This window comes from Lactobacillus intestinalis, from assembly GCF_024397795.1.
Lineage (GTDB): Bacteria > Bacillota > Bacilli > Lactobacillales > Lactobacillaceae > Lactobacillus > Lactobacillus intestinalis.
In genome coordinates this window covers 1,169,735-1,184,592 of the sequence record NZ_CP072983.1, presented here as the reverse complement: position 1 = coordinate 1,184,592, position 14,858 = coordinate 1,169,735, and the positions used below count along the sequence as shown (strand labels likewise).

Below are 14,858 nucleotides of genomic sequence, written 5' to 3'. Positions count from 1 at the left end.
TGTTTGTCATACGCAGAAACTAAAATAGTTCGAGTAATAAAAGGCAGACGTCCCAAAGTAGTAGTTATTGGAGGCGGTACAGGCTTACCAGTAATTTTAAATGCTTTAAAAAAGCGCAATGCAGAAATTACAGCAATCGTCACCGTTTCTGATGATGGTGGTTCATCTGGATCAATTCGCAATTTTATCAATGTAGTTCCACCTGGTGATATTAGAAATGTGTTGGTATCATTAAGCGATATTTCCCAAGAAAAGAAAAATATTTTTCAATATCGCTTTGATTCTTCTGATTCATTTTTCTCAGGTCATGCAATTGGAAATTTGATTATTGCGGCTTTGAATGAAATGCATGGAAATATTTTTGATGCAGTTCAATCACTTTCAAAAATGATGCAAGTAGATGGCCATGTTTTTCCTGCTTCTAATGAACCTTTGACTTTAAATGCGGAATTTGTTGATGGGACAACTGAAGTTGGTGAAACTGAAATCACTTCTAAAGATAAGCGCATTAAACGAGTATGGGTAACTGATACTGATTCAAATGAAGAACCTAAGGCTGTTTTGCCAGTTTTAGCAGCAATTATGCAAGCTGATGCAGTAGTTTTGGGACCAGGAAGTTTATTTACTTCAATTTTACCTAATTTAATGATTTCTAATTTAGGAGAAGCTGTTCGAGAAACTAGTGCTGAGGTTATTTATATTTGTAATATCATGACTCAACGTGGTGAAACGGATCATTTTAATGACGCTGATCATGTTAAAGTGATTAATGATCATCTGGGGGGACATTATATCAATACTGCTTTGGTAAATGGTGCCAAAATTGATATGAGCAAGTTCCATCCAGAAGATTATGATGAGTATTTGGAGCCAGTTGGGAATGATTTTGCAGGATTAAGAGAACAAGAATGCCGAGTAATTACCGATGATTTTATTGATCAACGTCATGGCTTAGTTTTTCATGATGGAGAAAAAGTAGCTAAGGAAATCATTAATTTGGCATTTGAAGCGATGTCAAGGAGAAGAATGGCTGATAATAATGGTTAGTTATGCAAGTGATGTCAAAAAAGAATTAACTTCTTTGCCGGTTCATCCCGAGCATGCAAAAGCGGAATTGGCCGCTTTTTTGCGTATGAATGGGGTATTAAACTTACATGATCATCAATTTAGTTTAGATATTACTACAGAAAATCCTGCAATTGCTCGGCGTATTTTTTCTTTAATTAAAATTGCTTATGGAATTGAACCTTTATTAATTGTTTCCAAGAAGATGAAATTGAAGAAAAATAATCAATATTTGGTTCGTTTACAGCGAAATGTAAAAGAGATTTTGGAGAATCTTCAAATTTGGGATGATGAAAAAGGCTTGGTTACCCGCATTCCTGAACGTATTATGAAGTCACGTGAAGGAGCAATGTCCTATTTAAGAGGGGCTTTTTTGGCAGGAGGGAGCGTTAATAATCCAGAAACAAGTCGCTACCACTTAGAAATTTATTCAACTTATGAAGATCATAATTTGGATTTGGCGAAGTTGATGAATCAGTATTTTTACTTGAATGCTAAAACAACTAAGCGGAGACGAGGCTATATTACTTATTTGAAAGAAGCAGAAAAAATTGGTGATTTCTTGCATATTATTGGTGCATTAAATGCCATGCTTTCTTTTGAGGATTTACGAATTATGCGGGATATGCGTAATTCAGTAAATCGTTTGGTTAATTGTGATACTGCCAATATGAAAAAAACAGCCACCGCGGCTGCTAAACAAGTTGAAGATATTCAATTAATTGATGAAAAAAATGGTTTAGATAGTTTACCTGATAAATTGCAAAGTTTAGCTCGTTTTCGGTTAAGTCATCCGGAGCTTTCATTAAAGGAAGTTGCTGAACAAATTCCAGATGGTCCAATTTCAAAATCAGGTGTGAATCATCGTTTTAAAAAATTACGTGAGTTAGCAGATGGTTTAAGGGCGTAAAAAAATAGAGTTCCGTGGAACTCTATTTTTTATATTATTTGAAATTACTTCTTCTTGTTAACCATAATTTCATCGATTAAACCGTATTCCTTCGCTTCTTCAGCACTAAGGTAGTTATCACGTTCAGTATCCTTTTGGATCTTTTCCAAAGGTTGACCGGTAGTTTCGTGTAAGATTTGATTAATCTTCTTACGACTCTTCAAAATTTCTTCAGCAGCAATTTGAATGTCGGTTTGTTGACCTTGAGCACCACCTAAAGGTTGGTGAATTAAAACAGTTGAGTTAGGAAGTGCGAAACGCTTACCCTTAGTACCACTGGTCAAAAGAATAGATGCCATTGAAGCAGCCATACCAATTGCAATAGTAGAAACGTCTGATTTAATAAAGTTCATAGTATCCATAATTGCAAGACCAGAAGTAATTACACCACCTGGTGAGTTAATGTAAAGAGAAATGTCTTTAGTATTGTCTTGTGCATCAAGGAATAATAATTGAGCGATGATTGAGTTAGCCATTTGGTCGTTGATTTCACCGCTAAGCATGATAATTCTATCTTTTAATAAACGTGAGTAAATATCGTAGGCACGTTCGCCACGAGCAGTTTGTTCAATAACTGTAGGTACAAGCATATATTTGCCTCCTATAAAAATTGTTAGCACTCTCATGAGTACAGTGCTAATTAAATCACTTACTTTTAATTATGTCAATAGATGAGGCTCAGATGCTAAAAATTAATTAAATTGTATTGATTTTGTATTTTTCTATTACTATGGTTCATATTACAATAGAAGTAGTGAATTATTATTTCGGAGGGAATTTTTTTGAATTATTCAAAGAAAGTTTTGACATGTGCATCTGCTTTGGTAATCAGTTTAGGAATTTTTGCTGGTTATTCTACAACTACATTTGCAGCAAGTACTAGCCAAAACACAAGTACAAAAACAACTGATTCAAGTGTAAAAAGTGATACAGATTCTTCAAGCAAAAATAATTTAGCTACTAAAGGTGATAGTGAAGCGGGTAATGTAACGGATAAAAAGAAAGAGCCTGCGCAAACTACTACTAGTTACGATATTATGACTAAAGTAGCTGGAGCTAAGAATTACAAGGTATGGAAGAGTGTTTCAAACGGTAAAGTTCATACTAAGGTAGCCGATGGTCAAAATTTCCGCTATAGCCATATTCAATCAAATCAAAGTATTAAGACTAAGAAATATACTTACTGGTTGATTTATGTAGATGGTCGACGTGTAGGTTGGGTTAACCAAAACTACTTTGCTAGAAACACAATCGAAACTCCAAAGACCGTTTCTTTGGTAAGAAATGATAATTATACTTTCGATCCTAAAGATGCAATTAGTTATGCTACTGATTCAACCGGTACAGTCGTAGACAACCAAGAAGTGAATGTTTCTAAGTCTACAATTAATTGTGGTACCCCAAAGACTTATAAGGTAAAGTACACTTATGGGTCAGGTAGTTCGACTGTAGCTATCACAGTAAGAAAGAGTACCAAAGAAGGTTACGGGGATGCTGATAGCGTTTCAGCTAAAAAAGGTACTAATGATTTTCAATCATGGGATTCACACTACGGTGCCTCAATCAACTATATTAGTCCTAAGGAATTCCAACCAGAAACTGTAAAGCATACTTTTTCTAGTGGAAACCTTTCTTTGACCACTCGTTTATATCAACCAGTTCTATTAAGTATTAAAACTTATTCTGATGATGGAAATATTAATCGTGTAGGTCATATTCCAGAAGGTGTAACAGTTTCAAATAACTGGGCTTATACTAGTTTGCTTAGCCACACTAATTTGATGAATGGCCATATTGTTGGTTATGATTTAAGTAAGTTGAAGAGCCCTTATAATCCTCAACACTTAAATGAAATGAGTCAGGATAAGTTTAATAAGTATGTTCAAAATATTAAAGTAAGTCCTTATATTCCAATTGGTCACGGACAAGCCTTAGGATCAACTGACAAGTATATTTATGCTTTAGTAAATGATCATACAATGCATCAAACTACTGATTCAGAAGAATTAGTTCAAATCCGTAAGAGTGACATGTGCATTAATAAGATTTGGACTGTTAAGACTTGGAATAAGGGAAATGCAGAAGATTCTCGTTACTACCAAAACGCAGTGGTAGTTGATGATCATACTATGTATGGGCTTTACCATGATACTGAAAAACATCGTTATGAATACTGGAAGTTATCACGGACTGGCGATAATTGGTATTCACAATTAGTTGGGGTAACTGATGGTGATTTCGTAAATAACGGTGCACCTGTTCAAGGATTTACGTATGATACCAAGAACAATAACTTCTACATTTCCTTCAATGACTTAATCTTTAAAGTTGGTTATGATGGTACGCTTAAACATTCATACCAATTTAAGAGTGGTCGTGAAGTAGAAGGTATTTCAATTAGTGATAATAAGTTATATGTAAACTTAGCTCAAAGAGCAGAATTATTAGTTGGCGATTTGAAGTAAAATAGACTATCTGAATAAAGGGTAGATAGAAACATGAAGATGTTTTTATCTACCTTTTTTATTTTTGACACAAGAGAGCTCGATTGCTTTTACTTGCTTTTTAGATTTTTAGCTTCTAATCTAAAAGGTGAATATATAATTATTATCTTAACTTGCAAGTTATTATATAAATAGTTATTTATTGTATTAATTTTTTATTTTTATAGATTAACTTTCAGTAAGTTTCTTTTGGAAGAAGTGAGTATTTGCATGGGAGAAGAAAAAACTAACAGGAAAAAGACCTATATCTCCGTACTTGCCTTAACAATGATGAATGTTTCCATTGTTGCGGGACTAGCAAATGATGTTCAGCAATCATTTTATGGGCTTGCCTCAGTAACTTACTTCGCAATTGGCGCCATTTGTTTCTTTATTCCAACAGCTCTAGTTGCTGCGGAATTAGGTTCAGGTTGGAGTAATCGTGGAGGAATTTTCCGTTGGGTTGGTGAAGGATTAGGCAAAGGCTGGGGATTAACTTGCTTACTTATCCTGTGGTTTCAATTGATTCTAAACTTTGGGATGGGAATGCCTAGCTTTACTGCAACAATAATGTTTTATACACCCAACTATGATGCGGCTGTTAAGTTTGCACAAGCACCACAACATGAATTGTTGATCATGACGGGTTGGATTATTTTATATTGGGTTCTTACATATCTTTCGACTAAAGGTGTTAAAGCTTTCTCTAACATCGCTAAATACGGAGTTATTATCGGAAGTTTGATCCCTTTGGCAGTTATGATTATTTTGGCTATTGTTTGGGTAGCTCAAGGCCACCAACCAGTTATTCCAATGACATTTAAAGGATTAGTTCCAAAATGGAATGGAATGAGTACTCTAGCCTTAGCTGCGGGAGTGTTTTTCTCATATACGGGTATTGATATGAATGCTGCTCATATCAAACAGTTAAAACATCCAGAAAAAGATTTTACTAAAGCAATGTTTATTTCAATTATTCTTGCTTTCTTGATCTTTGTTGTTGGTACGGTAATTATTGCGATGATTATTCCAGAAAAGCAAATCAATGTTTTATATACCCTTTATTCTGTATTTCGGGTTTTAGGCTCTACAATCGGGATGCCTTGGTTGTATATGATTCTTGTTTGGGCATTACTTTTCAATACGATTGCTATGGTTGTTACTAATATGGCAGGTCCATCATTTATGCTAGGACAAGTTGGAGGCAGTGGCTTTTTGCCACACTGGTTCCAGCAAAATAATAAACATAATATGCCAGCTCATTTAATGTATACCCAAATTGCTGGCATGACTATCGTTGCCTATTTAGTCAAACTGATTCCTAATGTGGAAGGATTTGTGATTTTATTAACTCAAACAATTACTGTTTTATACATGATTTACTATATCTTGATGTTTACTGCTTTTCTGCGCTTGCGTTATGACCAACCTAACCGTCCTCGTTCATTTAGAGTTCCAGGAGGAAAAGTGGGGGCATGGATTGTTGCAGGATTAGGGTTGATTTCTTCAGCTTTTGCAATTGTTCTTGCCATTTATCCTCCAGCACAGGTTAAGTCCGAAGTAGGATCACCTATAGTTTATGTTTCAGTTATTCTAGCTTTAGTGGCTGTGGTTCTGGTTATTTGCTTTAGCGTATATCAGCTTTCAAAGAAGCATCCTAATTGGGTAAATCCTCATAACAAGTTTGCCCCGTTTACTTGGGAAATCGAAGGGCTTAAAAAGCCAGGAAAAGTTTTGTCAAACGTTCCTACTACCGTTATGTCTAAAGATCAAAACCCTATGGGGATGCCAATTAAGCGCCCTTATAAGCCAGATCAACAGGTTTCCAATAATATTGTCAAGGAAGATGAAAATAACGAAATTTCAACTAGTAAAAATTGAATAAATACGTGATTTTAAGGAAAAGAGATTACTTATGGTACAAATTGATAATAAGAATTTAAAACAAATTAGATCAAAATTTTTAGATACACCAAAATATCGCAACACTCAAAATGCCGTGATGAAAAACGGGATTAAGAAATCAATTACAAATCAAAGTGAAATAAATTCACATCCATTTGTATTTTCAATTGATATTGATTCAAATAAAGTTATGAATCAAAAGAAATCTGGGCGTTGTTGGGACTTCTCAGGTTTAAATTTTATTCGTTACCATATTGAAAAAGATCACCATATTAAAGATATGGAGTTATCGCCTAGTTATATTTATTTTTATGACAAGCTCGAAAAGGGTAATTATTTTTACCAAAACATTATTGATACAGCTGATCAGCCATTGTCTGATCGTTTAGTAAACTGGTTACTTACTACCCCTCAACAAGACGGCGGCGATTGGCAATTACTCGTTGATTTAATCGAAAAATACGGGATTGTGCCAATGCAAGCTATGCCAGAAGATGCAGTCAGTGCTAACTCTCAAGAATTGAATCGAATGTATGATAGAAAATTGCAAAAAGATGCTTTGAAGCTACGTGATTTGGTTAATAGTGATGCATCTGATGAAAAGATAAAGAGTGTGCTTCATCAAATGAATGCGGAAAACTATCGCATTTTAGCCATTTCTTTAGGTACACCTCCAGAAAAATTTACTTATGAATATCGTGACGAAAATAATGAATATCATACTACGGGTCAAGTTACTCCATTGGAATTCTTTAAGAAGTTTGTGAATATTGATTTTAATGACTATGTTGAACTGATGAATTTACCGGGAGAGAAATATCCATATAATACTTCATTTGCTGTTGAAATCTCTGGAAATATGGTTGGGGGACAACCAAGTCGTTACTTCAACGTTTCAATGAAAGATATGGAGAAAACTGCAATTAAACAATTGAAAGATGATGAACCTGTATGGTTTGGCTGTGATGTTCTTCAAGAATGGGCACCACAAGCGGGGGTTTTAACTGAGAAGGTCTTTGACTGGGATCGTTCATTTGGTATTAAGTTAGGTACTGATAAGACTAAGAGATTTGAATACCGTGAAAGTTTACCAACACACGCAATGCTTATTTCTGGTGTTGATATTCGGGATGATGAGCCGATTAGATGGAAGATTCAAAACTCTTGGGGTTCAAAAGTTGGTCATAAAGGATACTTCATTATGGGCAACGATTGGATGGAACAATATACCTACGAAACTGTTGTCAACAAGAAGTACTTAACTGACGAACAACTTGCTGCTTATGAAAAAGAACCAGTAATGCTTCCATATTGGAATGCAATGAACCCAATTTAAAGAAGGCAATATTATGACGTTAACGGATACGCAAAGTAAAATTGTCGCAAAAGCTAATAAAAAAGATATTAATGGTTGGCATTATTTGTACGTGCAAGGTGATCCGTATGAAATTGGCTTTCAACATGGTTATCTTTTAACTAATGAATTCAGGGATGCAGTTCGGGTTTACACTCATATGACGCTTGAGTTATATGGAATGGATTATTCTTTCTTTGCTAATCAAGCAGTTAAATTGCATAAAGATAAGATTCCTGAAGAATATTTGGAAGAAATGCGTGGCATGGCTGATGGTTTTACTGCAAACGGTTTAAAAACTAGTATTAATGATATTCTCGCCTGGAATGATTGGATGGAATTAACTGGTTATTGGTGGCCCCAAGTCTCAGCTAATTATTCTAATAACCCTCCTCAAGGACCCCGAGGATCTCATTGCTCTGCATTTGTGGCTACCGGATCTGCCACAAAAGATGGTAAACCGGTAATTGCTCATGAAAGTTTTGATGATTTTTGGAGTGGGCAATACTTTAACATTTGTGAAGAAGTCCATCCAACTAAGGGGCATGCATTTAAGATGCAAACTGTTCCAGGGTATATTGACTCGATGACGGATTTCTATGTTACTGAGGCTGGTCTTGGGATTACGGAAACGACGATTGCTGGTTTTGTTGGCTATGATGTGAAAGGAATGCCTGAATTTATTCGTGCACGCCAGGCTACCCAATATGCAAATAATATTGATCAATGGATAAAATTAGTTAATGAAGGAAACAATGGCGGCTATGCGAATATTTGGCTCCTTTGTGATACTAATACTGATGAGATTGCCCGCTTTGAACAAGGACTAAAGCATCAAGAGTTGCTAAAGTCAACTGAGGGATTCTATTATGGTTGTAATGCCTGTCACAATCCAAGAATTCGCAACCTTGAGTGTGTTGATAATGGCTATAACGATACTCGTCAGCAAACTGGCGCCCGGAGAGCCCGCTTTGAAGAATTATTACCGGAAGTATCTGGGACAATTGATGATGAGGTGGCCAAAAGAATCTTAGCAGATAAGTATGATCCATATTTAGGCTATCAATGTGCTTCTTCACGTGATATTTGTGCTCACTATGATGTTGACCCTCAATACTATGCTGACGATCCTCACGGTGTTTGGAATGTACCTTTCTTCCCAGGTGGTTCATGTGACGGAAAATGTGCAGATGCTACTGATATTGAGAACTTGAATATGTGGGGAATTTTTGGCAGAGCTGATGGTGAACCATTTGACGCTAAAAGCTTTATGAAGCAACATCCTGAATGGAATTGGCAAAAAGGCTATCTTTATGATAGACCAAGCCAACCTTGGACATTATTTACTGAATAACGAAAATAGTGCTAGAAAACAATCTTCTAGCACTATTTTTTTAGCTTTTTTTGACATTCGGGACAAAGGCCGAAAATTTCTAAATGGCTGGCAGTAGTTGTAAAACCAGTTTGCTTCTCCGCATTTTCCCGCATTTGATCTTCAATCTTATCAAAATTTGGATAGAAAACGTCAGCAATTTTACCATAATTTTTACAAATGATGTGAAAGTGAGGTTTAACGAAAAAATCATAGTGAGTAGAGTTATCCCCATTTTTGATTTCCATAATAATTCCTACTTTAACCAAAGTATTTAACGTATTGTAAATAGTAGCCTTATTAATTAAACCGGCTGCATTTTGGGCTTGATAGATAGTTTCAACGGTTGGATGATTATGATGAGACATTAAATAAGTTAAAATCCGTAATCGAGGTTTGGTAACTTTAAGACTATGCTCATGTAAAAGTTCTCGTGCTTGATTTTCTAATGTAATTTCCAAAAAATCCCCTCCATTATGTTTTTGCTAAAACCAGTGTATCATGCGCAAACAAAAAACACCCTTAAAAAGGATGTTTATTTGTAATTATTCTAATCTAAAATTGCCACATCTTCATGCTTTTTAATGGCTGGTAGAATAAGGCCAAGTGCGACCAAAATGATTGGAGTAATAATATTTAAGAATAGGGTAAATGAATCTGGTGAGTAAATTCCAAATATACAGCAGGCAGCCGTGATTCCGAAACACCATACACCGGCGGTATAAGCAAGTGGTTGAGATTTGGTCATTTGATAGCTCGTCTCAAATTTTGCTTGTTGTTTTCTTAACGCGATATAGGCTGCAAATACCCACAAATACCGCATAGGCATTGTGGTCGAGTTTAATTTAACCAATTGAGCCATAACTGATTGAGCGTCGGGAAGTAATGCTTGAGCGGCAATTAAACTTCCTGAAAGAATTACGACCATCCAAATACCATTAATGTAAGCACCGTGTTTATTAACCTTTAGCAATTTTTTAGGGATGAATTCTTTAGCTTGTTTACTACCAAGCAACATTCTTAGTGGGGCGTCGATACTAATAACTAAAGTTGAAAATTGACCAATTACATTACACCAAGAGTAGATGTACATGAATAAACCACCAACGTGATAGTATTCCCCTAATCTTTGGAAGGCCATGTAAGGTCCGTTAGAAATATATTCATTAAGGTTTTTATTGACGATTTGTGGATCAAACATTAAAGCCATTGCAAAAGTACCAAGGATTGCAGAGATCATAACCATAATAGCTAATGCCATCATTGCCTTAGGAAAATTTTTAGAAGGATTCTTAACTTTATTTACATATGGGGAGATCTTTTCACATCCACCCACTGCAAATACTAAGATTGAAAGAGAGGTTAAGTATTTTATGTTAAAGGTTGGCATTAAGCTCTTCCAATTAAAGTTAATGGAATAATAATTGGCATGAGGATTAATAGCAGGAGCTGTAAACATCATAATGATGAATAAAATTGACATAATGAACATTGAAGTTCCCGCTACGGTAGCCAACCCTTTTAAAACTTGAATTCCGCGACTTGTAACCCAGCAGAAGAATAGGAAAACAACTAAAGTCGCAAATTGAGTCCAGGCAGTTGGTAAACTATCATACCAAAGTGTATTCCCAAAAATTCCCCAGGCCATGGCTCGAAGTCCACCCGTTCCTTTACTAGAAATATATACAATATGGCAGGCCCAGTAAGTCCAGCCTGCATAATAAGCCCATTTTGCGCCCATTGTAGCTTCCACCCAGGAGGAGACACCACCTTCAGCATTTTTAAAGGTGGCACCCAATTCTCCTACCATTAAGGCATAAGGAACAAAGTAGAGCAAGAACATAATAATCCAGCTAAAGATGACTTTTGTTCCATCAAAGTAGACAAATCCATTAACAACATTTCCAAATCCCCACACAGTAGAAAAGGCCATCATTGCTAATGTCGTCCACATCATCTTTTTAGGATTGCTTTGTGATTCAACCATATTTTTCTCCTTTTATTAAATAATATGTGAACCCTTTCATTATATAACAAGTTAACAAATAAAAGTGACAAACTAATAAAACTATAACTATTATTTGTATACTAAAAACATGTTGAATTTTGTATTCTACTTGGACTATACTATTTTTGGTTTTCATCGATATTTGATAATTTGGAGGAAATCAATGAAAAAGTCATTTAAGATTAGCATGGCTTTGAGTGCGATTTTAGCTAGTAGTATTTTAGCTGTTAGTGCAACTCAAAATCGTGCTGAAGCAAAAAGCTATAGTAAAGCAGTTACTAAGATTGCAGGAACCAAGAACTATGCAATTTACCATCGAGTTTCAAAGAATGGTCCATCAGGTAAATTTACTTCTACCAAGTATTTTAAGCATGGCCAAATTCAATCTAAACAATATGTTTCTACTAAGAAAGGAAATTTTTGGAACATCATTGTTAACGGTCGTGAAGTTGGTTGGGTTAGCCAAAACTTCTTTGCTAGAAACAAGATTTCTGTAGCCAAAGAAGTTTCATTGATTAAGAATTCTGATTATGGCTTTCCAACACGGGATGCAATTAATTATGTAACTGATGGTCAAGGTACTGCCGTTGATCCAGACAAGGTTAGTGTTTCAAAAACTTACGTAAGTACTCAACCTTCAACTGTAAATTACAGCTATGGTAAAGCTAAGGCTTCAGTTAATATTAGTGTCCGCGATAATGCTGAGTCTGAAATGGGTGAAGTAACCAAGCAGCCTCAAAAGGGATTTAAGACCACTACTACTTGGAATGGTGGGTCCAAAGGTTCCTCTAGAAACTGGAATGCAGCTCATCATTACACTTCAGAAACAAGCAGTAATACTTTCTCAAGCAATGGTTTAACTCTTCGTACTAGATTGTTCCAACCACGCTTCTTAAGTCTTGGTTATGGTCAAGCAGGAGACAAGATGGGACAAGTTGGAGTTATTCCAGAAGGGATGACTGTAAATGGAAATGACTTTGTAACTTCACTTTATTCTAGTGATAGTGACCAATATGGACACTTGGCACTCTATAACTTAGGGGCAATCAAGAGTAAGTATGCGGCTCAAAATTTAACTACTATGAATTGGAGTACCTTTAAATCATATGCCAACAACATTAAGGTGAGTCCATACATCAAGTTAGGTCATGGTCAATCTCTTGGTTCATCCAACAACTACATCTATGTACTTGCCAATGATAATAAGTACAATAATGGTCCAAAGTCTGAAGAAGTTATGCAAATCCGTAAGAGTGATATGCAAATTAATAAGATTTGGACAATTAGAGTAGCTGAAAATCGCTACATCCATAATGCAACCTTTGTGGGCGATAACACTATGTACGCACTCTTCCATAATGGTGGTTACGATCGCTATGAATACTGGAAGTTAACTAGAGATGGTGATAATTGGAAGGCAACTGAAATTGGAGCAACTAATGGGAGCTTTATTTCAAATTCACCAGTTCAAGGTTTTGCATATGGAAATGGTCACTTCTTTATCGGCTTTAATGATAACATTTTCCAAGTAGCTGAAAATGGTGCAGCGCAAAAGCACTACCGCTTCAATACTAAGCGTGAAATTGAAGGTTTATCAGCAACTAATTCAAAACTTTACGTTCAATTTGCTCAACGTGCAGAATTAACTGAAGGCAAATTCTAAAAAGACATTGATGATTATTAGAAAGCATCCATTTTATTGGATAGCTTTTTTTATTGCGGAAGAAAGTGTGTAGATATGATGATAAAAAAGAGAATATATTTATTAACGGCAGCAGCTACTATGACTATAAGCTTGATGGGCTTTAGTCATAATTCGGTGCAAGCAGCCAGATATAACGCAAAAGTTGTTGACAAAGGTAGTTATGGAATCTATGCCAACTTAGGCAAACGTGGACCAAGTGGCTATATGGGGAATACTGGTGCTTTGCGTTATAGTAATTTTCAATCAGGGACTACTCGTCAAAGTGGAAGCTCTCGCTATTGCTACGTTTATATTAATGGTCATAAAGCAGGGTGGGTGAATGAAAACGCCTTTGAGAAAAATAAAATTTCTGTCGCTAAAAATGTAAGTTTAGTTTACAATCCTAACTATACTTATAATGTTCGCGATGCTTTAAACTATGCTACGGATGCGCATGGGAATGCTATCGATATTAGAAAAGTTCATGTAAATCACCCTAGTATTTCTTCAAGGGATATTGGGACGCACATTATTAAATATTCTTATGGTAAGGCTCACGCAACAAGTAAAGTGATAGTAAGAAGTGATAAAAAAGAAGGAATTGCTAAAGCTAATGCAAAACCGCAAAAAGGTCGCAGTTACACTACTTGGAAAACTCACTATAAGACATCAGGAAATTGGGGAAATAGTTTTGCTCCTGAAACCACAGATCATACTTTAAAAAGTGGTGGCTTGACTTTGAAGACTGTCTTTTATCAACCTGCCACTTTAAACGTAGATGGAAGTGTTGAAGGATCGACTGGTCCTACACCAGAAGGATTGGCCGTTTCTCAAAACAGAATGTATTTAGCAATGTATAAGCATGTTTACTATAATCATGCTCGGATAATTTCTTATAATTTAAATGGAATTCCTAAATACGAACTGCAGAAGTTACCATGGCTGCCTTGGAATGAATTTTATAACTTATCTAAGGGTATTAAATTCAGTCCATACATTAAGATGGGGCATGGTCAAACTTTTAGCGCTACTGATAAATATTTATATGTAATTGCCAATAATCACTTATTAACCAATAGTTCAAAGTCAGAAGAAATTATGCGTATTAACAAAAATAATTTGCAGATTGGTAAGATTTGGACTTTTAAAATTTGGAATAGGGATGCAAATCATCCACGCTATATTCATAATGCAGTCTTTGTAAATGATCATGAATTTTATGCTGTTTTCCATAATAGTGCGATGAAACGTTTTGAATATTGGCGCGTGACTCGTCATGGCAATGAATGGCATCCTAAAGAAGTTGGCGCAAGTGGATCTGATTTCATGAGAAATGGTTCTCCGGTTCAAGGTTTTACTTATGATAAGCGTAAAAACCAGTTTTATTTGGCATTTAACGATTATATTTTAAATATTGCCAAAAATGGTAAGCTTCTTAGAACGAGTCATTTTAATAGTGGACGCGAAATTGAAGGGATTAGTGCCACAAACCATGATCTATATGTGGAGCTTGCAGAACGTCCTGAATTATTCAGGGGCTGGATTAAGTAGAAATTCTTGTCTTACTGCTACTTTTGTTCTAGAATACAAGACTTATAAGTGTTAAGGAATTGTTGAGGGTAGTAATGCAAGGTAAGGTATTAGCAATTATAAAAAGTGAAGATTTCATTCAATTAATTAGATATGGCTTGATTGGGATATTAGGTTTGATTGTTGATTTTGGAATCTATTCAACTTTAACTCTCATGACAGAAATGAGAGTAGAACTTGCCAATTTGATTTCTTCAAGTTGTGGTTTAATAAATAACTTCCTTTGGAATAGTTATGCAAATTTTAAAGTTCACGATCATTTAATTAAAAGATTTGTTGAATATTATATCGTGGGCCAGATTACGACCATTTTTACGACAATTTGTTTATTCATTTTTGTGAGCTTGCTCAGACAAGATAAATTGCTCGTTAAGGCTATCTCTACGATAATTGCAACACTTATTCAATTTGGAATTAATAAAGCAATTACTTTTAAGAAGGGATGAGC

Annotated in this window: 12 protein-coding genes; 9 read left to right on the top strand and 3 right to left on the bottom strand. The window is 35.4% G+C overall.

Features of this window, described 5'->3' with window-relative positions:
- Positions 1–3: 3 nt before the first annotated feature.
- Both mgfK and whiA read left to right on the top strand, forming a co-directional pair.
- Positions 4–1,047 (top strand): gluconeogenesis morphogenetic factor MgfK, encoded by a 1,044-nt coding sequence (mgfK, locus tag KBW87_RS05515; protein WP_057810754.1) that lies wholly within the window; start codon positions 4–6, stop codon positions 1,045–1,047.
- Positions 1,040–1,975 (top strand): DNA-binding protein WhiA, encoded by a 936-nt coding sequence (whiA, locus tag KBW87_RS05510; protein WP_057810756.1) that lies wholly within the window; start codon positions 1,040–1,042, stop codon positions 1,973–1,975. Before mgfK ends, whiA begins: the two co-directional genes overlap by 8 nt.
- A 44-nt stretch (positions 1,976–2,019) precedes the next feature.
- On the opposite strand, the gene clpP is transcribed toward whiA, so the two are convergent.
- Entirely contained in the window at positions 2,020–2,604 is a 585-nt protein-coding gene (gene clpP, locus KBW87_RS05505) for an ATP-dependent Clp endopeptidase proteolytic subunit ClpP (RefSeq protein ID WP_057810758.1), read from the bottom strand.
- Between the two features lie 192 nt (positions 2,605–2,796).
- Between clpP and KBW87_RS05500 the strand changes: the two genes are divergently transcribed.
- From KBW87_RS05500 to KBW87_RS05485, 4 genes are all read left to right on the top strand, one after another.
- Complete coding sequence (locus KBW87_RS05500) at positions 2,797–4,479, top strand: SH3-like domain-containing protein (protein ID WP_057810760.1); 1,683 nt, start codon at positions 2,797–2,799, stop codon at positions 4,477–4,479.
- Between the two features lie 249 nt (positions 4,480–4,728).
- A complete protein-coding gene (locus KBW87_RS05495; RefSeq protein WP_057810762.1) occupies positions 4,729–6,378 on the top strand; it encodes an APC family permease in 1,650 nt (549 codons plus the stop codon).
- A gap of 34 nt (positions 6,379–6,412) precedes the next feature.
- A complete protein-coding gene (locus KBW87_RS05490) occupies positions 6,413–7,738 on the top strand; it encodes a C1 family peptidase (RefSeq protein WP_057810765.1) in 1,326 nt (441 codons plus the stop codon).
- A 13-nt stretch (positions 7,739–7,751) separates the two neighbouring features.
- Positions 7,752–9,110 carry a C45 family autoproteolytic acyltransferase/hydrolase gene (locus KBW87_RS05485; RefSeq protein WP_057810766.1) on the top strand — a complete coding sequence of 453 codons (1,359 nt, stop codon included), beginning with the start codon at positions 7,752–7,754 and terminating at the stop codon, positions 9,108–9,110.
- 32 nt (positions 9,111–9,142) lie between these two features.
- Here the strand turns inward: KBW87_RS05485 and KBW87_RS05480 are convergent, their stop codons facing one another.
- Together KBW87_RS05480 and KBW87_RS05475 are read right to left on the bottom strand one after the other, a co-directional pair.
- Positions 9,143–9,589 carry a Fur family transcriptional regulator gene (locus KBW87_RS05480; RefSeq protein ID WP_057810768.1) on the bottom strand — a complete coding sequence of 149 codons (447 nt, stop codon included), beginning with the start codon at positions 9,587–9,589 and terminating at the stop codon, positions 9,143–9,145.
- Positions 9,590–9,678: 89 nt separating this feature from the next.
- Positions 9,679–11,115 carry an APC family permease gene (locus tag KBW87_RS05475; protein ID WP_057810770.1) on the bottom strand — a complete coding sequence of 479 codons (1,437 nt, stop codon included), beginning with the start codon at positions 11,113–11,115 and terminating at the stop codon, positions 9,679–9,681.
- Between the two features lie 184 nt (positions 11,116–11,299).
- On the opposite strand from KBW87_RS05475, the gene KBW87_RS05470 reads away from it, so the two are divergent.
- From KBW87_RS05470 to KBW87_RS05460, 3 genes are all read left to right on the top strand, one after another.
- On the top strand, positions 11,300–12,799 hold the full coding sequence (locus tag KBW87_RS05470) for an LBA0864 family S-layer associated protein (RefSeq protein WP_057810773.1): 1,500 nt from the start codon (positions 11,300–11,302) through the stop codon (positions 12,797–12,799).
- 75 nt (positions 12,800–12,874) lie between these two features.
- Positions 12,875–14,371 carry an SH3-like domain-containing protein gene (locus KBW87_RS05465; RefSeq protein WP_236695274.1) on the top strand — a complete coding sequence of 499 codons (1,497 nt, stop codon included), beginning with the start codon at positions 12,875–12,877 and terminating at the stop codon, positions 14,369–14,371.
- A gap of 74 nt (positions 14,372–14,445) precedes the next feature.
- Positions 14,446–14,856 carry a GtrA family protein gene (locus KBW87_RS05460; protein ID WP_057810775.1) on the top strand — a complete coding sequence of 137 codons (411 nt, stop codon included), beginning with the start codon at positions 14,446–14,448 and terminating at the stop codon, positions 14,854–14,856.
- The last annotated feature ends 2 nt before the right edge of the window (positions 14,857–14,858 follow it).

Bases quoted from the DNA above. Each gene is read 5' to 3' on its own strand.
- whiA (WP_057810756.1), top strand. From the start codon at position 1,040: ATGGTTAGTTATGCAAGTGATGTCAAAAAAGAATTAACTTCTTTGCCG.
- clpP (WP_057810758.1), bottom strand. From the start codon at position 2,604: ATGCTTGTACCTACAGTTATTGAACAAACTGCTCGTGGCGAACGTGCC.
- KBW87_RS05495 (WP_057810762.1), top strand. From the start codon at position 4,729: ATGGGAGAAGAAAAAACTAACAGGAAAAAGACCTATATCTCCGTACTT.
- KBW87_RS05490 (WP_057810765.1), top strand. From the start codon at position 6,413: ATGGTACAAATTGATAATAAGAATTTAAAACAAATTAGATCAAAATTT.
- KBW87_RS05485 (WP_057810766.1), top strand. From the start codon at position 7,752: ATGACGTTAACGGATACGCAAAGTAAAATTGTCGCAAAAGCTAATAAA.
- KBW87_RS05475 (WP_057810770.1), bottom strand. From the start codon at position 11,115: ATGGTTGAATCACAAAGCAATCCTAAAAAGATGATGTGGACGACATTA.
- KBW87_RS05470 (WP_057810773.1), top strand. From the start codon at position 11,300: ATGAAAAAGTCATTTAAGATTAGCATGGCTTTGAGTGCGATTTTAGCT.
- KBW87_RS05465 (WP_236695274.1), top strand. From the start codon at position 12,875: ATGATGATAAAAAAGAGAATATATTTATTAACGGCAGCAGCTACTATG.
- KBW87_RS05460 (WP_057810775.1), top strand. From the start codon at position 14,446: ATGCAAGGTAAGGTATTAGCAATTATAAAAAGTGAAGATTTCATTCAA.